This window comes from Halorussus rarus, assembly GCF_003369835.1.
Lineage (GTDB): Archaea > Halobacteriota > Halobacteria > Halobacteriales > Haladaptataceae > Halorussus > Halorussus rarus.
The window spans coordinates 1,507,435-1,526,085 of sequence record NZ_QPMJ01000002.1; the positions used below are offsets into that span (position 1 = coordinate 1,507,435).

At 68.6% G+C, this 18,651-nt stretch carries 19 protein-coding genes; 14 read left to right on the forward strand and 5 right to left on the reverse strand.

The genetic code is table 11. From position 1 onward, the window contains the following. Positions 1–37 precede the first annotated feature (37 nt). Positions 38–454 carry a DUF5518 domain-containing protein gene (locus DVR07_RS15850; RefSeq protein ID WP_162829603.1) on the forward strand — a complete coding sequence of 139 codons (417 nt, stop codon included), beginning with the start codon at positions 38–40 and terminating at the stop codon, positions 452–454. Positions 455–582: 128 nt separating this feature from the next. Beyond that, positions 583–1,233: a DUF7504 family protein gene (locus tag DVR07_RS21800; RefSeq protein ID WP_162829604.1), complete on the forward strand. Its 651-nt coding sequence runs from the start codon at positions 583–585 to the stop codon at positions 1,231–1,233. Between the two features lie 2 nt (positions 1,234–1,235). Here the strand turns inward: DVR07_RS21800 and DVR07_RS21805 are convergent, their stop codons facing one another. After that, complete coding sequence (locus tag DVR07_RS21805; RefSeq protein ID WP_162829605.1) at positions 1,236–1,676, reverse strand: hypothetical protein; 441 nt, start codon at positions 1,674–1,676, stop codon at positions 1,236–1,238. Between the two features lie 129 nt (positions 1,677–1,805). Here DVR07_RS21805 and hemL point away from each other — a divergent pair, with 129 nt between their 5' ends. Together hemL and DVR07_RS15860 are read left to right on the forward strand one after the other, a co-directional pair. Further along, entirely contained in the window at positions 1,806–3,146 is a 1,341-nt protein-coding gene (gene hemL / locus DVR07_RS15855; protein ID WP_115798362.1) for a glutamate-1-semialdehyde 2,1-aminomutase, read from the forward strand. Positions 3,147–3,347: 201 nt separating this feature from the next. Further along, positions 3,348–4,697, forward strand: a complete 1,350-nt coding sequence (locus tag DVR07_RS15860; protein WP_115798236.1) for a sodium:calcium antiporter — start codon at positions 3,348–3,350, stop codon at positions 4,695–4,697. Between the two features lie 172 nt (positions 4,698–4,869). Here DVR07_RS15860 and DVR07_RS15865 read toward each other — a convergent pair whose 3' ends face one another. Further along, complete coding sequence (locus DVR07_RS15865; protein ID WP_115798237.1) at positions 4,870–5,067, reverse strand: hypothetical protein; 198 nt, start codon at positions 5,065–5,067, stop codon at positions 4,870–4,872. Between the two features lie 133 nt (positions 5,068–5,200). Here DVR07_RS15865 and DVR07_RS15870 point away from each other — a divergent pair, with 133 nt between their 5' ends. The 9 genes from DVR07_RS15870 to DVR07_RS15910 all read left to right on the forward strand — a co-directional run bounded on the left by DVR07_RS15870 (position 5,201) and on the right by DVR07_RS15910 (position 15,109). Further along, positions 5,201–5,659, forward strand: coding sequence for a hypothetical protein (locus tag DVR07_RS15870; RefSeq protein ID WP_115798238.1), 459 nt, complete (start codon positions 5,201–5,203; stop codon positions 5,657–5,659). Positions 5,660–5,749: 90 nt separating this feature from the next. Further along, complete coding sequence (gene hemC, locus DVR07_RS15875; RefSeq protein WP_115798239.1) at positions 5,750–6,925, forward strand: hydroxymethylbilane synthase; 1,176 nt, start codon at positions 5,750–5,752, stop codon at positions 6,923–6,925. Then, entirely contained in the window at positions 6,918–7,712 is a 795-nt protein-coding gene (locus tag DVR07_RS15880; RefSeq protein WP_115798240.1) for a uroporphyrinogen-III synthase, read from the forward strand. Before hemC ends, DVR07_RS15880 begins: the two co-directional genes overlap by 8 nt. Positions 7,713–8,059: 347 nt before the next feature. After that, a complete protein-coding gene (locus DVR07_RS15885; RefSeq protein ID WP_115798241.1) occupies positions 8,060–8,725 on the forward strand; it encodes an RNA 2'-phosphotransferase in 666 nt (221 codons plus the stop codon). A gap of 349 nt (positions 8,726–9,074) precedes the next feature. Next, positions 9,075–10,532 (forward strand): single-stranded-DNA-specific exonuclease RecJ, encoded by a 1,458-nt coding sequence (locus tag DVR07_RS15890; protein ID WP_115798242.1) that lies wholly within the window; start codon positions 9,075–9,077, stop codon positions 10,530–10,532. Between the two features lie 558 nt (positions 10,533–11,090). Next, positions 11,091–11,423 (forward strand): DUF5783 family protein, encoded by a 333-nt coding sequence (locus DVR07_RS15895; RefSeq protein WP_115798243.1) that lies wholly within the window; start codon positions 11,091–11,093, stop codon positions 11,421–11,423. A 292-nt stretch (positions 11,424–11,715) separates the two neighbouring features. Continuing rightward, positions 11,716–12,960 carry an ABC transporter substrate-binding protein gene (locus DVR07_RS15900; protein WP_115798244.1) on the forward strand — a complete coding sequence of 415 codons (1,245 nt, stop codon included), beginning with the start codon at positions 11,716–11,718 and terminating at the stop codon, positions 12,958–12,960. 156 nt (positions 12,961–13,116) lie between these two features. Continuing rightward, positions 13,117–13,482 (forward strand): NifU family protein, encoded by a 366-nt coding sequence (locus DVR07_RS15905; RefSeq protein WP_115798245.1) that lies wholly within the window; start codon positions 13,117–13,119, stop codon positions 13,480–13,482. 94 nt (positions 13,483–13,576) lie between these two features. Beyond that, entirely contained in the window at positions 13,577–15,109 is a 1,533-nt protein-coding gene (locus DVR07_RS15910; RefSeq protein ID WP_115798246.1) for a sulfatase, read from the forward strand. Between the two features lie 86 nt (positions 15,110–15,195). Here DVR07_RS15910 and DVR07_RS15915 read toward each other — a convergent pair whose 3' ends face one another. Continuing rightward, entirely contained in the window at positions 15,196–16,221 is a 1,026-nt protein-coding gene (locus tag DVR07_RS15915; RefSeq protein ID WP_115798247.1) for a lysylphosphatidylglycerol synthase transmembrane domain-containing protein, read from the reverse strand. Between the two features lie 276 nt (positions 16,222–16,497). On the opposite strand from DVR07_RS15915, the gene DVR07_RS15920 reads away from it, so the two are divergent. Beyond that, entirely contained in the window at positions 16,498–16,692 is a 195-nt protein-coding gene (locus DVR07_RS15920) for a hypothetical protein (RefSeq protein ID WP_115798248.1), read from the forward strand. A gap of 64 nt (positions 16,693–16,756) precedes the next feature. Here DVR07_RS15920 and DVR07_RS15925 read toward each other — a convergent pair whose 3' ends face one another. Both DVR07_RS15925 and DVR07_RS15930 read right to left on the reverse strand, forming a co-directional pair. Continuing rightward, complete coding sequence (locus tag DVR07_RS15925; protein WP_115798249.1) at positions 16,757–17,716, reverse strand: ketopantoate reductase family protein; 960 nt, start codon at positions 17,714–17,716, stop codon at positions 16,757–16,759. A 461-nt stretch (positions 17,717–18,177) separates the two neighbouring features. Next, positions 18,178–18,519, reverse strand: coding sequence for a DUF7130 family rubredoxin-like protein (locus DVR07_RS15930; RefSeq protein WP_115798250.1), 342 nt, complete (start codon positions 18,517–18,519; stop codon positions 18,178–18,180). Between the last annotated feature and the right edge of the window lie 132 nt (positions 18,520–18,651).

The following is an 18,651-nucleotide window of genomic DNA, read 5'->3' on the forward strand; positions in this document are numbered from 1 at the left end:
GGCCAACATACTTGTTCTCGCGCTGAGAACAGTCTGTATGGCTGAGAGACAACGCACCGCCCGGTCGACGAGCCGCGCCCCCTCGTCCGCCGACAGGCCGCCCCGCGACGAGCCCAACACCCTGCTGAACGCGGTCGTCGGCGCGGTGGTCACCGTGGTGACCGCGCCGGCGCTCCCGTTCGCCGCCATCGTCGGCGGCGCGGTCGCGGGTTACCTCCAGCGGGGGACCCTCGGGGAGGGCGCGACGGTCGGCGCGCTCGCGGGCGCGATGGCGGCGATTCCGGCCGCGCTGTTCGCGTGGGTCGTCGTCGGCTTCCTCTTCATCGGGGCCGACCCGTTCTTCGCGCTGTCGACCGTCTTCGCCGCCGTCCTCTTCGTCGTGGTCGCGGCGTACCTGGTCGGCGCCGGCGCGCTCGGCGGCGCGCTCGGGACGTACCTCCGCCGGGAGCTGTGAGCCCGAACGACCGGTCCCGGCGTCCGCCCCGAGAACGACGCGCTCGGACGACCGCCGGAGACGTTCCGCGACGCCGCGGTCCGGACGTGCTACCTTTATAACCGCGTGCCGACACGCTTCCGGTAACAGTGCCCGACGTCGAGGCCGGCGGAGAACTGCCCCTGTCGCCCGAATCCCTACCTGAGGGGACGAACGTCCTGATCGCCGGCGAGCCGCTGACCAGGAAGCGCGCGGTGATGCTGGAACTGCTGGAGACGCCCGACCGCGCGGCCATCCTCGCGACGACCAAGCTGAGCGCGGCCCGGATGCAGGAGTCGTTCGACCGGCGACACGACGCCGCTGCGTGGGACCTCCGGTTCGTCGACTGCGCGAGCAGGAGTCGGTCGGTCAATCCCGTCCGCGAGACCGGGACGGTGAAGTACGCGAGCGACCCCGGCGACCTCACCGGCATCGGCATCGACCTCTCGGGGTTCATGCAGGAGTTCTACCACCGCGACGACGCCGACCACGTCCGGCTGGGCTTCGGTTCGCTGTCGCCGGTCCTGATGTACGCCGACCTCCGGCGGGTGTACCAGTTCCTCCACGTCATCACCGGTCGCGTCGCGAGCTCCGGCTTCGCGGGGGTGTTCACGCTCGACACGGTCGGCGGCGACGATCAGATCACCCGGCAGCTGACGCAGGTGTTCGACGCGCTCGTCGAGGTCCGGAGCACCGCGGAGGGCCAGGAGCTCCGAGTGCGGGGCGGCGGGTTCGGCCCGGAGACGTGGACCGAGTTCTGACGCTACTCGTCCTGGAGGTGGCGCTTCGCGAGGTCGACGATGGGCGACTCGTGGCGGTCGAACACGAACGCCAGGCCCGACCACTCGCGGTAGGGGAAGTGGGCGACCTGGACGTTCTCGTACCACCGGACGGTCGCGTCGAGCGTCCCGAAGTCGAACAGCGGCTCCTCGCGCGGCGGGTCGCCGAGTCCCTTCATCACGATGGTCTCGATCCGCTCTTCGAGCTCGGCGTCGGTGTACTGCTCGCGGACGTCCTCCCGGATGAACAGCACGTCCGACTCGTCGCCGCTGAACCGGACCGCGAGCCGGAGCGGAGCCGCCCTCCGGTCGCGGAGCTGGTCGATGAGGTCCCGGATGTCGGCGTTCACGTCCTCCAGGTCGTCGGATATCTCCTCCAGCTCCTCGTCCAGATTCTCCTGGGGCTCCTGTGGGGCGTCGACCATGTGGTTGCACCAACCGAGGCGGGGTCGTGGTATAACAGTTGTTGAAGTCTCGAGGACGACCGGTCGCGGGGAGGGTCAGTGGTCCCGGAGACAGAAATCGACTTCACGCAGGAGTCCGAACTCCCGCGCATGAACCGCGACCGCTCGCGAGACCTGTACGACCGGGCGCTGTCGGTGCTGCCGGGCGGGGTCAACTCCCCCGTCCGGGCGACCCGGCCCTACCCGTTCTTCGTCGAGAAGGGCGACGGGGCCCGCGTCGTCGACGCCGACGGCAACAAGTACGTCGACTACGTGATGGGGTACGGCCCGCTGCTGCTGGGCCACGACCTGCCCCAGGAGGTCCAGTCGCGCATCCAGTCGCAGCTCGCCGACGGGCCGATGTACGGCGCGCCCACCGAGGTCGAGGTCGAACTCGCGGAGTTCATCGCTCGCCACGTCCAGAGCGTCGAGATGCTCCGGTTCGTCAACTCCGGCACCGAGGCCACGACCTCGGCGGTCCGGCTGGCCCGCGGGTACACCGGTCGGGACAAGATAGTGGTGATGCAGGGCGGCTACCACGGCGCCCAGGAGTCGACGCTCGTGGAGGGCAAGTCCGGAGGCGTCGGCTCCCCGAGCTCCGACGGCATCCCCGCGGCCTTCGCCGAGGAGACCATCACCGTCCCGTTCAACGACGAGCGGGCGGTCCGGGAGGTGTTCGAGGAGCGGGGCGACGAGGTCGCCGCGGTGCTCACCGAGCCGATCCTGGGCAACTGCGCCTCCGTGGGGCCGGTCTCCGGCTACCTCGACGCGCTCCGGGAGGTCACCGACGAGCACGGCGCGCTCCTGATATTCGACGAGGTGATGACCGGCTTCCGGGTCGGCGGCCTCCAGTGCGCCCAGGGCAAGTTCGGCGTCACGCCCGACCTCACCACCTTCGCGAAGGTCATCGGCGGCGGCTTCCCGGTCGGCGCGGTCGGCGGCCCGGCCGAGATTATGGAGCAGTTCACGCCCACCGGCGACGTGTTCCAGGCCGGCACCTACTCGGGCCATCCACTCTCGCTCACCGCGGGCCTGGAGATGCTGCGGTACGCGGCCGAGAACGACGTCTACGACCGCCTCGCCGACCTCGGCGAGCAGTTGCGCTCGGGGCTGACCGACATCCTCGCCGACCGCGCGCCCGAGTACACGGTCACGGGCTACGACAGCATGTTCAAGGTCGTGTTCACCCGCGAGGGGCCCCGGGACCTCTCGGGCCAGTGCGAGGCCGGCAGTCGCCAGGACCCCGACTGTCCCCGGTACGAGTACGCCCCGAAGAACAAGGCCGACGTCGACGCCGCCGAGACCGAGCGGTGGGAGCGGCTGTTCTGGCCGGCGATGCGCGAGGAGGGCGTGTTCCTGACCGCCAACCAGTACGAGTCGCAGTTCCTCAGCGACGCCCACACCGAGGAGGACGTCGAGCAGACGCTCGAAGCGTACAAGGAAGTGCTGTAGCGCGGTTTCGTACTCGACAGCCCACCGGAGTCTTCGACCTTCAGTGGCCGTCGATACGCGGTGTGAACTCTCACTGATGGCCACGCCACTCGGCGGAGAGGAACCGATCGGACGGGGTTGGCGGCTGTTTCTGCGGAAGATACCCGGAAAACGACTACTCGGGCGTAAGAAGTAGGTGTCTATCCCGTCGTTATCGAACTAGTGCCCAATCGGTTTCGCCACCCCCTCGTCGCGGTTGCCGTCGCGCTGGTACTGACAGTCCCGTGGATCGCGACGTTCGTCTCGTCCGGCGGATACGGAACCGTGCACCCGGGCGAGAACATCACGCCCGGTATGGCAGTCCTCGTCGGTGGCCTCGCGATCGTGGGTGCGGCGTTCCTGCTCGCGTGGGCGGCCGAGACCGCCGAGAAGGACGTCCCACAGGCGTTCGCCATCGCGGTACTGGCGGTGCTCGCCGTGGCTCCCGAGTACGCCGTCGACGCGCTCTACGCGTGGCAGGCCGGTGCCGGCTCGAGCGAGGCCGCCAACCTCGCAGTGGCCAACATGACCGGTGCGAACCGGATTCTCATCGGCCTCGGATGGTCGGGCATCGCGTTGTTCACGATCTACCGCGCGAATCGCACCGCCGACGCCGCCGTCGAGGACCGCCCGGGGTTCCTCACCGATGCGGTCACGCTCGACCCGGGAATCGCTACCGAGATCACGTTCTTGCTGGTAGCGACGGCGTACGCGTTCTTCATCCCGCTCAGTGGCGGTATCGGGCCGATCGATACGCTCTTTTTGGTCGGACTGTTCGTGCTGTATCTGCTCGTCGTCATCCGCGGTGACGTCGAGCACTCCGAAGAGCATGTCGGCGTCCCCGCGTACTTCCAGCAGTATCCGAAGATACCGCGCATCGCGTTCGTCCTGCTCGGCTTCGCGTTTTCGGGCGCGATAATCTTCACCGCCGTCCACCCGTTCGCCGAGGGGCTCGAGCAGTTGGGCCTGCAGTACGGCATCCCCGAGTTCTTCATGATCCAGTGGTTCGCACCGCTCGCCTCGGAGAGCCCCGAACTCATTGTCGTCGCCTACCTGGTGAACAAGGCCCGCTCGACTGCCGGCTTCAACGCGCTCATCTCCTCGAAGCTCAACCAGTGGACCCTGCTCATCGGCACGCTGGCCGTCGTCTACTCCATCTCGGCCGGTGCTATCGGGACGCTCTCGTTCGATTCGAAACAGGCGGCGGAGATCTGGATCACCGCCGCCCAGAGCCTCTTCGCGATCGCGATCCTGACGAACTTCGAGATCAGCATTCGAGAGGCCGTTACGCTGCTCGTCCTGTTCGCTACGCAGGTTCTGGCGGAGTTCTACGTGATTCAGACCTACGCTGAACCGACCGCAACCAGGATCAGTATCTCAATCCTCTACGCCTTTACCGCGGTCTACGTCGTTCTCGGTCTCGGGTTGTTCATCAAACGCGGCGAGAGCGTTCGCGAACTCCTCCGGCGAAGCGTCTCGAACGCTCGGACTGCGATAGGACTCGGTACGAGCCGGTCGGAACACGCGGACTGACACCGCCGCATCGACGGAGTGACGCCACTACTCGGCCACCGTGGTTGTGCGAACCCGTCCCCACCGCACCCGGACGCCGTCGGCTTCGTCGATGACGACGCACGGATCGACGTGATGGGTGACGTGTTCAGTTGTTCAGATTCTCGTCACGGCGAGGTCGACTCGGCCGGCCCTACGGCCCGGAGTAGTCGACCTTCCCCTCCTCCTCGCTCGTCTCGATGGCGTAGAGCCGCGTGTCCGGGACGTGGAGGTAGCTGCCGTCCTCGCGCTGGACGCGGACGCCGCGGACCTTCCCGGACTCGGATACCTTCCCGCCGTCGACCTCCAGGGTCTCGACGCCGTCGGGGTCCTCGTAGGTGATTCTCGCCATGCCCGCAACGTGGGCGCCCCAGTCCAATAAGGATGATTGCGGCGGTGGCAAGCCGCCCCGTCGAGGTTCCCCGCGCTCGGCCGGCTCGACCGCTTGCGACACGGGTTTAGGGGTCGCGTCCCCAACTCCGACCATGAGCAGCGAACGCGCGAGCGGGAACCGCACGAGGCGTCGCCGGTCGCATCACTGGTACTGGGTGGCCGCCATCCCCGCGGCCTTCTGCCTCTGGCTGGCGAGCCTCGCGTGGCTGGCGGTGGCGTCGACGTGGGAGGCGTTCGGCTTCGGCCAGAACACGTTCTCGCTGTCGCTGGTCGCGCTCGGCGTCCCGTTCCTGTTTCTGACCGCCTACTTCCCGCTGGCGGTGTACCGCGACGCCGACTACGTGAACCGCACCAGCGGGAAGTGGGCGCCCGACCCGAGACAGCAGGCGCTGCGGGCCACGGCGGGGCTGGTCGTCCTGGTGCTCGCCGCCGTCACGTCCGTGCTGCTCGGCCTGCCTCCGACGGTGCCAGTCGTCGCCGGGTTCGTGGTCAGCGTCCCGTTCGCGGCCTACTACCTCTACCGACGCCACGAGACGGTCGGGACGCCGTAGGCGACGCGGACGCCGTCGCGCCGGCGAACTCGGCCGCGCGCCCGCCCCGCGAACGAACAATGTTTCAACGTCCGACGCCGACCCTCCCACATGAGCAGACACGGGACAGAGATACGCCTGGCGACGCGGGGGTCGGACCTCGCGCTCCGGCAGGCGGGCGAAGTCGAGGCCGCTCTCGAGGACCGGCGCTTCGAGGTCGAACTCGTGGAGGTCGAGACGACCGGCGACGAGATACGCGACGAGCTCATCCACCGGCTGGGCAAGACCGGCGCGTTCGTCCGGAGCCTGGACGAGAAGGTGCTGTCGGGCGAGCTCGACGGCGCCATCCACTCGATGAAGGACATGCCGACAGACAGCCCCGACGAGCTGGTGGTCGCGGCCATCCCCGAGCGGGCCAGCGCCAACGACGTGCTGGTGACCCCCGACGGCGAGAGCCTCGACGACCTCCCCGAGGGCGCGACGGTCGGCACCTCCAGCCTCCGGCGGCAGGCCCAGCTGCTCCACCACCGCGAGGACCTGGACGTCCAGCCGCTCCGGGGCAACGTCGACACTCGGGCCGAGAAACTGCTCGCGCCCGCGCTCCAGCGCGAGCACGAGCGCCGCACCGAGGCCGAAGCGGAGGAACGCTCGGACAAGGCGAAGGCCCGGAAGGGCCACAAGAAGGAGTACGAGGGCGAGTTCGACCGGACCGTCGAGGAGTGGTTCAACGACCTCGCCGAGATCGAGCGCCGGGCGCTCGAGCGCGAGGTCGAGACCGAGTACGACGCCATCGTGCTGGCGCAGGCGGGCCTCGAACGCAGCGGGCTGGCCCACCACCTCGAGTACGTCGAGCTCCCGAGCGGCGAGTTCGTGCCCGCGCCGGGCCAGGGCGCGCTCGCGGTGACGGCGCTCGACGGCGAGCTGGCGAGCGACGTCAACGCGGTGCTCGACCACCCCAGGACGCGGGTCGAGACCACCGTCGAACGGACCATCCTCGCGGAACTCGGCGGCGGGTGCGTCGCGCCCATCGGCGTCCACGGGCTCATCCAGGGCGAGCACGTCCACGTCGACGTCCAGGTGTTCTCCCAGGACGGCGCGGAGGTCGTCGAGGCCAGCCGGGACGTGCCGGTCGAGAACCACGTCGCGGCCGCCAAGGAGCTCGCGGCCGACCTCGCCGACCGGGGCGCCGACGAGCTCATCGCGGCCGCCACGGCGGACGCCGACGCCGACGAGCCGGAGGGCAAGCGCGGCGAGTCGGTCCACGAGGAGGACGTCGAGGATGAGTAGCGAGGTCCGGGTCGCGGTCTTCCGACCGGACGACGAGCGCCTCGCGGAGGCCGTGGAGCTGCTGGACTCGCTGGGCGCCGACCCGGTCGCCGACCCGATGCTCGAAGTCCGGCCGACCGGGAACGCGCCCGAGGCGGGCGACTACGTCGTCCTGACGAGCAAGACCGGCGTCGAGCTCGCGGCCGGGGCCGGGTGGGAGCCGGGCGAGGTCTCCGCGAGCGAAGCGAGCGGAGGCTCGGAAGAGCGGGAATCTTCCGGTGCCACCGTCTGCGCCATCGGCGAGAGCACCGCCGACGCACTCCGCGAGGCGGGCTACGAGGTCGACGTCGTGCCCGCGGAGTACTCCTCGACCGGCCTGGTCGAGGCCCTCGAGGACGAGGTCGCGGGCCAGCGGGTCGAGGTGGCCCGCAGCGACCACGGGAGTCCCGTTCTGACCGAGGGGCTGGCGGACGCCGGCGCCGACGTAAATGAAACTGTGCTATATCAATTGGTGCGCCCCGAGGGCTCGGGCGAATCCGCGGAACTCGCCGCGGAAGGCCGTCTCGAGGCCGCTCTCTTCACTTCCTCGCTGACCGTGGCCCACTTTCTCGAGGCCGCAGACGAGCGCGGCGTCCGCGAGGCGGCCGTCGCGGGGCTGAACGACGCCGTGGTCGGCGCTATCGGCGAGCCGACCCGCGAGACCGCCGAGAGCGAGGGCATCGCGGTCGACGTGGTGCCGGAGGTCGCGGACTTCGAGCAGCTGGCGTGCGCGGTGGTCGAGGAGGCCGCGCCGTCGTATAACGGCTGACCGCGGTATTTTCAGAACTGGTGTCCGGCGCGCGCTGGCGCGGCCCCTGTGGCCGCGCCGATATGCGCGAGGTCTGCGTGAGCGAAGCGAACGCAGGCTCGTCAGAGCGTGCTCTGACGGTGGAGGCGGCCGCGTTTATGCGGCCGCCGAGGCTGGGGAGGGGGAGGCCCGCGGCCGCGGTGTGGTGCGGTACAGAGGTACCGGCAGTAGCTAGCTCAAACGCAATTCCCCTCACAGTCACTGCATCACCCCCTTCACCGCGAAACAGTTTATCGAATCCCTCTAATCTACGAACCGACAATCGACGCCGAGCCGCCTTTCCGCGACGAACGACTACCTCCGACAGCGTGACCGACCCCATCTACCGCTGTCCGGACCACGGGTTCGTAACCACAGCCGAGGGAGCAGCCCCGAAATGTCCCGAGTGCGGGGACGACGTCGAGCGAGTGCTCGCCGGCGGGTGCAGGCGACAGCTCTCGAAGTTCGTCAGCGGCGCGCTCCGGCACTTCCCCGACGACGCCGGACTCGAACTCGACGACGGGGGACGGACCGACTACGACGACCTGGTCGACGCGGTGGCCCGCAAGTACGACTGGGCCGGGCGCGAGCAGGTCGACGCCGTGGTCGCGACCGACCCGAAGGGCCGGTTCGAGCGCCGGGAGGGCCGGAACGGACGGGACCGAATCCGCGCGGCGTACGGTCACTCCGTCGACGTCGACCTCGAAGACGCCGAGTCGGACGTGCCGGACCGGCTGTACCACGGCACCGACCCGGGCAACCTCGACTCGATTCTGGCCGAGGGCCTGCAATCGATGAACCGACAGGAGGTGCACCTTTCGGCGACGCCCGCGGAGGCCCGGGGAGTCGGACGGCGCCACGCGTCGGAGCCGGTCGTGCTCGGCGTCGACGCTGCCGGGATGGTCGCCGACGGGCGGCGGGTGTCGAAGCGGGGCGAGGGGACGTACACCGCCGACGAGGTGCCCCCGGCGTATCTGGCGGTTCGGGAGGAGTAGAAGGAGACTCGTATCCGTGGCCCGGGACAGGGAGGGGCAATCGAAGCCGAGGATTTCGTATCTGCACTACCAGCAGTACAGCAAGAAGGAGGGAGCTAGCTACTGCCGTCACCTCTGTACCGCAACCGTACGGCTCCGCGACCGCGGGCCTCATCCCTCCCCGGCCGCCTGCGCGTCTCGGTCGTCGCTTCGCCCCTCCCTGCGATGCTCAGCCCTCGCGCAGAGATGGTGCGGCATGAAGCCGCGCCAGCGCGCGCCGGTCGTTGAGTCCCGCTCATCGAAGCGTCGAGAGACGTCCCCGAGCCGCCAAGCGGAGGTTTATAAGCGATAGCGACCTACCTGCCCTCGAATGGCTTCCGCTGGTCCAGTTCCCGCCCTCGCCGAGCGTGCCGCCGCGTGCGCCGACCGCCTGCGGGACGCCGACGAGGTGCTGCTCGCGTCCCACATCGACGCCGACGGGCTGACGAGCGCGGCGATCGCGTCCGCGGCGCTCGAACGCGCCGGGATTGCCTTCGAGACCGTCTTCAGCAAGCAGCTCGACGCCGAGGAGGTGGCGTCCATCGCGGCGACCGATTACGAGACGGTGCTGTTCACCGACTTCGGGAGCGGCCAGCTCGACGTCATCGCCGACCACGAGGCCGCGGGCGACTTCACGCCGGTCATCGCCGACCACCACCGGCCGGCCGACCCGGACACCGAGTTCCACCTCAATCCACTGCTGTTCGACGTCGACGGCTCCTCGGAGCTCTCGGGCGCGGGCGCGGCGTACGTGCTCGCGCGAGCGATGGAGTCCGACGGGGTCGACAACCGCGACCTGGCCGGCCTCGCGGTGGTCGGCGCGGTCGGCGACATGCAGACCACCGACGGCGAACTGGTCGGCGCGAACCGGGCCATCGTCGAGGAGGGCGAGGCGGCGGGCGTCGTGGAGTCCCGTACCGACCTCGCGATGTACGGCAAGCAGACCCGGCCGCTCCCGAAGATGCTGGAGTACGCCAGCGACACGCGGATTCCCGGCATCACGAACAACGAGAACGGCGTCCTCCGGTTCCTCGACGGGCTCGACGTGACGCTCACCGACGGCGACGGCGAGTGGCGGTGCTGGGTCGACCTGACCGAGGACGAGCGAAGCACCGTCTCGAACGCGCTCATCCAGCGCGCGCTCTCGAAGGGGGTCAGCCCCGACCGCATCGACCGGCTGGTCGGCACGGCGTACACGCTCACCGCCGAGACCGAGGGGACCGAGCTCCGGGACGTGAGCGAGTTCTCCACCCTCCTCAACGCGACCGCCCGCTACGAGCGCGCCGACGTGGGGCTGGCCGTGTGTCTGGGCAACGTGACCGACCTGGAGAACCGCGACGGCGCGCTCGAACGCGCGCGGGAACTGCTCCGGAACCACCGCCGGAACCTCTCTGAGGGGCTCCAGAAGGTCAAGCGCGAGGGCGTCACCCGCGAGGACCACGTCCAGTGGTTCCACGCCGGCGACGAGATCCGCGAGACCATCGTCGGCATCGTCGCCGGGATGGCGGTCGGTGCGGAGGGCATCGACCGGGGCACGCCCATCGTGGCCTTCGCCGAGAAGACCGACGAGGACGGCGCCGACGCCACGGAGGTGAAGGTCTCGTCTCGCGGGACGCCCTCGCTCACCCGGCGCGGTCTCGACCTCTCGACCGTCATGCGCGAGGCCTCGCAGGCGGTCGGCGGCGACGGCGGCGGTCACGACGTCGCGGCGGGCGCGACGATTCCGAAGGGCACCGAGTCGGAGTTCCTCGAACACGCCGACGATGTCGTCGGCGAGCAGTTGGGGTAGCCGACGCCGAATCGGAATGAAACACTGTGTATCTTCGAGCGACTGCTGTCGGTAGCGTCGCCGTTCTGCGAGCGCATGAGATCGGCGTGACGGAATCAGCGCCTCTGCCCGCCGAGCTCGGCGGCTCTATCGACGTTCCGCCGACAACTACCAGTGAGTGAACACGGACGAATTAGTATCGTAGTATTTGGTTTATGCCGACGCGGATACTGATTCACCCGATCTGCCGAATCACGCGTCGAAATGGTGTGAGCTACCGAGACACCTACTCACACTCGTGAACCGCCCGGACACAGGTGCGTACCGCACTTCTCCCAGTCGAATCGGACGACCAGGCGGACGTCGGAAGTGGTCCGAACGGTGGCGGACAGAAGGGGAGTCGCGCAGTTCCAGATGGGGACGCTCGGTATCAGATGATAGAGGGCAGCACTGAGCACGGAGTTAGTATCAGTCCTCGCGCACGCGTGAACCACTTTACGGGCCACTGTCGTGCTTCCCCACGGACCGCTGCCGCGAGGCATCGCCCGACTTTTATCCGCGCTCGTCCAACTCCGGCACATGAGCGACTTCGACCCCGAGAAGTTCGAGGAGAAGTACGTCCACTACTTCAACGAACTCCAGCGGGCGTACAAAAACGCGTTCAACCGGCTCAACGAGCAGTACGACTCGGAGCTGATCCACGCCATCGACCAGCAGATCCTCAACGAGTCCGAGCCGTTCTACGAGGGCGACGGCGAGTTCCGCGTCGAACTCCCCGACGACCCCGTGGACCGCGTGGAGGGTATCGTCGTCGCCGACGAGAAGGTCGCCGAGATGCTGGACATCTACGTCGAGGAGATCGAGACAGAACTCCGGCGGGTGTTCGGGTTCGAGTCCGGCGGCGAGGAATGACCGACCCGGCGCGACTGCCGACCGTCGATCACCGACACGTCGGGCGGGTTGTCGATCTCTCTCATCGAACTGGGGCCGGTTTCCGGTAGAATGGAAACGTGACCGCTTAGCTCACGCTCCTCGCAAAAGACGGTAGATACGGAACGATTCGGTCGTGAACTGTATCTTGCTATATCGAATACTGCCAACCGGTCCGAGAACGGACTGCGAAGGTTCCACTCGGGAGTCCGCGGAGCCGCGACCAGTTTAGGCGAACCAAAACCATTAAGCGGTGTTTAGGCTACCCTAAACTATGGACGGAGCGCCAACTTCGAGATTGACGCGGCGGAGACTCCTGAGAGGTGCCGGCGCGGCGGGCGGCGCCGCCCTCGTCGCCGGCTGTACCGGCGGCAGGTCGGGCGACGCCGACACGACGACAGGGACAGACTCGACGACCGCAGAGCGGACTTCGACCGAGAAAAGCGCTACGACCGCAGACGGGACGGGACCGTACTCGGTGACGATGTCGCCGATGGGCGAGGTCGAGTTCGAGGGGGTGCCCGAGAACGTCTTCACGGTGTTCCCGCAGTACGCGGACATGGCGGTCGCGCTCGGCCACGGCGACGCGGTGAACGCGACGTACGTCCCGGAGATGTCCGGGACGACGATGAACCACTACTACCACCACCTCGACGGGGTCTCGTTCGACTGGGAGGGGCTGGCCGACCCGCTGACCGACGGACTGCCCAAGGAACTGCTCTTCGAACTCGACAGCGACGTCCACCTCGCCGACCCCGCGTGGGCATCGACCCAGGACAACTGGACGAAGACCGACGTCGAGGAAATCGAGTCCCAGATCGCCCCGTGGTTCGGCAACTTCTACAGCGGGACGCAGGCGCCCGCGCCCGAGGGGTACGACGACTACCGGTACTACGACCTCTGGGAGCTGTTCGGCAAGGTCGCCGCGGTGTTCCGCGAGACCGAGCGCTACGAGGCGCTGGCGCGGATTCACTCGGACCTCGTGTCCACCATCCAGGAGAAGCTCCCGCCGAAGGAGGAGCGGCCGACCGCGGTGCGGGTGACGCTCGCGGGCGACGGCGAGTCGTTCTGGACCTACCACCTCAACAAGCCCGGCTACTGGCTGGCGGACACCCGGCCGCTCGGCGCGAACGACGCGTTCGCCGAGGAGGACTGGGGCAGCCTCTGGGGCCAGGTCGACTACGAGACCATGCTCCAGGCCGACCCCGACGTCGTCCTCCACCTCTGGGGGATGACGCCGAACTACAGCATGAGCGACACGCTCGCGTCACTGCAGGACCACCCGGTCGGGAGCCAGCTCACCGCGGTCGAGAACGACCGGGTCTACCCCGCCGGCATGCGGTACCAGGGCCCGATCATGAACCTGTTCCAGATCGAGATGGGCGCCAAGCAGCTCTACCCCGACCTGTTCGGCGAGTGGCCCGACTACGAGGACGGCCAGCACTACCCCGAGGTTCCCGAGGACGAACAGCTGTTCGACCGGACCGAGGTGGCCGAGATCATCGCGTCGGGCGGCTGACGAAATCGACCCCGACCGAGGTGGTCGGGAGCCGCCGAATCGACGGGTTGACGCCCGGATGCGGCCATCGAGTAGCGTCGTCTCCGGGGCTCGCCCGGCCGTTTCCGTCCCGGGGACAGGAAAAGGTTGAAGACCGCACACACCCTACCTCGCAGTATGAGCACCGAGACTCAGGACGACGGAGACGACCTCGAGGAGCGGGTCAGCAACTTCCTGCGCCGCAACTTCCCCCAGATCCAGATGCACGGCGGGAGCGCGGCCATCCAGAACATCGACCGAGAGACCGGCGAAGTCAGCATCCAGCTCGGCGGCGCGTGTTCGGGCTGCGGTATCTCGCCGATGACCATCCAGGCCATCAAGAGCCGGATGGTCAAGGAGATCCCCGAAATCGAACAGGTCCACGCCGACACCGGCATGGACGGCGGCAGCGGCATGGGCGGCGGTGGCGGCATGAGCCCGTCGTTCCCCGGCGAGACGACCGACGACGGCGACGACGACGAGGGTCCGCAGGCCCCCTTCTAAGTTCGGATTTCCGGCCCGGAAACGGCCCAATTCTTCGCGTAGAACGCGGCTAACATCAGGATATTTATCCCGAAGGGTGTTGGACGGTACTGGTATGACCAACGACGATGCGGGGAACGTCGTGTTCGTGGTCATGGACACGGTTCGCAAGAGCCACCTCTCCGTCTATGGCTACGACAGACCGACGACGCCGGGCCTGGAGCGGTTCGCCGAGGAGGCGGCCGTCTTCGAGCAGGCGGTCGCCCCCGCGCCGTGGACGCTGCCGGTTCACGCCTCGCTGTTCACCGGGATGTACCCGAGCGAGCACGGCGCGAGCCAGGAGAACCCGTACCTGGAAGGCGCGACGACGCTCGCCGAAACCCTCTCGGACGCGGGCTACGAGACGGCCTGCTACTCGTCGAACGCCTGGATCACGCCCTACACCCACCTCACCGACGGCTTCGACGACCAGGACAACTTCTTCGAGGTGATGCCCGGCGAGTTCCTGTCGGGCCCGCTGGCGAAGGCCTGGAAGACGATGAACGACAACGAGACGCTCCGGAAGGCCGCCGACTGGCTGGTGTCGGTCGGCAACAAGATCCACGAGTACACCGCCTCCGGCGAGGGCGCCGACTCCAAGACCCCGGAGGTCATCGACCGGACCATCGAGTTCATCGACGACGCCGACGACGACTACTTCGCGTTCATCAACCTGATGGACGCCCACCTGCCGTACCACCCGCCCGAGGAGTACAAGGAGGAGTTCGCGCCCGGCGTCGACTCCACCAAGGTCTGCCAGAACTCCAAGGAGTACAACTGCGGCGCCCGGGACATCTCCGACGACGAGTGGGAGGCCATCGAAGGACTCTACGACGCCGAGATCCGCCACATCGACTACCAGCTCGCGCGGCTGTTCTCGTGGATGGAGCAGAACGACGAGTGGGACGACACCATGGTCGTCGTCTGCGCCGACCACGGCGAACTCCACGGCGAGCACGACCTCTACGGCCACGAGTTCTGCATCTACGACCCGCTGGTCAACGTCCCCCTGCTGGTCAAGCACCCCGAGATGGAGACCGACCGGCGCGACGACCAGCAGGTCGAACTGCTCGACCTCTACCACACCGTCCTCGACCACGCCGGCGTCGACGCCAGCCGGGCGACCGTCCCGCTCGACCGGACCCGGTCGCTGCTGTCGGCCGACTACCGGGACTTCGCGGAGAGCGGCGCGTCGGGCGCCTCGAAGTCGCCCGGGAGTCACCCGGGCGACGGCGACTACGCCTTCGTGGAGTACTACCGGCCGGTGGTGGAGCTCAAGCAGTTAGAGGAGAAGGCCAGCGACGCCGGCATCGAACTCGACCGCGACTCGCGGTTCTACTCCCGGATGCGGGCCGCCCGCCGCCCCGACGCCAAGTACATCCGCAACGAGCGCATCGCCGACGAGTTCTACCACCTCGACGTCGACCCCGGGGAGACCGACAACGCCCGCGGCGAGGGGAGCGACGAGGAGCTCGAGCTCGAGGGCGCGCTCTCGGAGTTCGAGGAGAGCGTCGGCGGCGAGTGGAAGGAGGTCGAGGACGAGGACGTGCTCGACGACATGAGCGACGACGCGAAGGACCGCCTGCAGGACCTCGGCTACATCGACTGACGAAGCGAGGCCTCCCGATCGATTTCGCCGGCCGGAGAACGCGAACGGCCCTCTCCCTTCTCACACCGAGCTGATTCTCACACCGTTCACACCGAGTCGACGCCGACCAGGCTCACGACCCCGCCGCCGATGGCGATGGGGACCCAGTAGATCGCGCCCCGGAAGATGATGACAGCCGCGAGGGCGGTCTCCCAGCCGATCCCGATGCCGGGGAGGCTGGACAGCAGTCCGACCAGCACCGCCTCGATGCCGCCCGCGCCGCCGGGGAGCGGCGTCACCCCGGCGATGGCGCCCACCGGGACGACGAACAGGAGGACCGGGAACGGGATGGGCGAGCCGATGGCCGCGAACGCCAGCCACAGCGCGACCATCTGGCACACCCACCCCGCCGTCGAGGCGGCGAGCGCGAGGGTCAGGCCGCGCCGGTTCGTCGCCACGCGCTCGATCGAGTCGAAGAACTCGCCGACCCGCGTCTCGAGGGTCTCGCGGCTGAGCGACACGTCGACGGGGGCGACCCGCGTGACGAACCGGAGCACCGGGGCGAGCACCCGCGCGATGGCCCGACGGAGTCGCCCCCGGTTCCGCCAGCCGAAGAACCCCGCGAACGGGACGGCGACCGAGAGCACGACGATGGCCGCCGTCGCGAGCCGGAGGCGGCGACCGAACGTCGTCTGAGTCGCGTAGAACCCCGCGCCGCCGAGCGCGAGCACGATGGACGGGACGAAGTTGAGCGAGTCGACGCTCGCGATGGCCGCCAGGCCGCGCTCGTACTCGGTGTCCGCCACCTTCGAGATGAGCAGCGCCGTCACCGGCTCGCCGCCCGCCTGCCCGAAGGGCGTGATGTTGTTCGAGAACATCGCGCCGTTCAGGATGAAGAAGGACTTGACGAACGACACGTCGACGCCGAGCACGTCAAGGACCGTCCGGAGGCCGAACCCCCACGCGCCGAGCCAACCGAGCGTGACCAGCACCATGAGCGCGACGGTCTCGCCGTCGGCCCGGCGGAGCTCCCGGACGAACTCCTCGATGCCGACGAAGTACAGCAGCAGGCCGAGAACCGCGAACGTCCCGAGAAACCCGATAATCGTGGTCCGCAGCTGCGCCCCGTTCATGGCCGTTGCTTGCCGTCTGCACTAATCAGTATGTCGAAACCGCCACTCGGGGCTCCGGGACGGAACGGGAGACGCGTCGGCATGGGTTCTCGCCTAAGAGGGCGTCGGCGGAGCAGTTCAATCCTGTGGGCGGTCCGCGCCTCACAGGCCGGCTTAGAATCGTTAAGGCGCGGTTGACCGCCGCTCTACGATTCGACACGAGCGGAAGATGGGCTTTCTCCGGGGGCTTGCCACAGCAAGGGCACGCTATTTCCCCGTGGAGCGACTATCGAACGTATGGCGAACTTCAACGCGGACTCGGCGAACAAGCTCAGCATGGTCTCGACGCTGGTCGACGCGGCGATGGCCTTCGCCCGCGGCCGACCCAAGAGCGGACTCCTGCTGGTGGGCGCCGCGGCGCTGTCCTCGCGCGTCCCCGGCCTCGGCACCGCGACGTCGCTGCTGCTGCGTCTGGTCCGGCGGTTCCGGTAATCCGCCTCGCGGTCCAGGCTCGCTATTTTTGGTGAGAAGCTAGGAGATGTAACAGAGCGGTCGCTCAGTCCCGCGGGTCGCCATCGACGTGGCCGTCCTCCCAGGCGCGGAGGAGATTCCGGAGCGTCCGGTTGACCGGGACCGGAACGTCGCGGTCGCCGGCGGGCCCGTCGTCGGCGTCGCGCGTGCCGGCGGCCGCGTTCGCGTCCGCCCGGGCGACGACGTACCCGTTGATGGCCTCGACCTCGGTCCGGCGGCCGGCCGCGACGTCCCGGCGCATCGACGACTCGTTGGCGGCGGTGGCTTCGGCGACGAGCTCGGCGGCCCGCACCGCCTCGTCGCCGCCCAACTCGACGCCCTCGGCCCGGGCGACTCCGGCAGTCTCGCGAGCGGCCTCGGCGGCCACCTCGCGGGCCGGTCCGTCGAGCAGCGCGCCGTTCTCCACGCGGGCCAGCGCGGTGGTCGCGTTGATTCCCGCGTTGACCGCGAGCTTCTCCCAGAGGCGGCGGGGCATGTCGTCGGCGACGGTCGTCTGGATGCCCGCGGTGGAGAAGGCTCGGCCGACACGGTCGGCCGCTTCCGAGGCGCCGCCCTCTCGCGGTCCGAGGACGACCTCGCCCCGGCCGGTGCACTCGACCAGACCGGGCTCCCGGAGCACCGCGCCGTAGGTCGCGGTGCCGGCGAGAATCGGGCAGTCGAGGCGCTCGGCGAGCGCCTCCTCGTTGCCCATCCCGTTCTGGAGCGAGAGCGCGGCGTCGAACGCGCCGGTCGAGAGCGTCCGGGCCGCCGCGTCGGTGTCGAAGGCCTTGACCGTCACCACCGCGAGGTCGGCCGCGAGCCCGGTCCCGTCGGTGGTCGCGTCGGGACGCACCGTGAAGTCGTACTCCCCGCCGACGCGCAGGCCCGACTCCCGGACCGTCCCGACGTGGGGGTCGCGGCCGACCAGCGTGACCGCGTGCTCGCGGGCGAGCAGGCCCCCGACGAGGCTCCCGAGGCTCCCCGCGCCGAACACGACGACGTCCATGTCCGCACGGTGGAACCGCGGGTAGAAAAATCGGTGCGTCTCGTCGGCGAGCGGAGAAGGTGGATCATCCGCCTCGGCGCGTACGGTGAATCGTCCGATACCGGCGCGCACTGGCGCGGCCTCTGTGCCGCGCCATCTCCGTGCGAGGGACGAGCATCGCAGCGAACGCAGTGAGCGAGAAGCGCAGGAGGTTGGGGAGGTGTGAGGTCTGCGGTGCGGTGTTTGGGTGGGTGAAAGGGGCCGGCCGGTCGCGCCCGAAGGGCTTGGTCGCTTGCGCGACCACTCTCCGACGCAACCACGTCCGTCGGAGATGTTGCGCAACGACCGCGACCGGCCGGGGGCTTTCGAGGCGTTCGTCACTACGATGGTCGTGATACTGGCCGAGTCAATCGCGAGGGAGTACGAGTCGATAGCAAAAACGTCCGCCGTGCAAATTCCACACCCGGAAGGAAAGCGTGCGCCTAGTCCTCGGTCCAGTACATCAGCGCTTCCTTGGACTCGCCGCAGTTCGGGCACTCGTCCGGGATGCCCTCGTCGATCTCGCCCATCTCGCCGCACTCGGTGCAGCGCCACATCAGTTCGCCCTCGCCGAACTCGTGGCCGGCCCGCGAGTGCTCGACGCTCAGGCTCTCGACGCCCGAGCGCGTCGAGACGAAGAACCCGCCCTTCTCGAGGCCCCGAATCCGGCCGAGTTCGTTGCCCTCGTCGTCGTACACCGTCTCGCCGAAGTCGACCTCGCGGGTCATCGCCTCGGCCTCCGTGTCGCCGTCGTCCTCCACCGGTTGCTCTCCGTGACCACTCATACCAGACCGTACGCCGTCGTGCGTGATAAAGCCCGTCGCCGATTTGAAGGTGGGCGAGTGCGGAACGGGCCACGTCAGTAGTTCCACCGCGAGCGAACGCAGTGAGCGAGCGGGCCAAGGAACCCTCGAAGG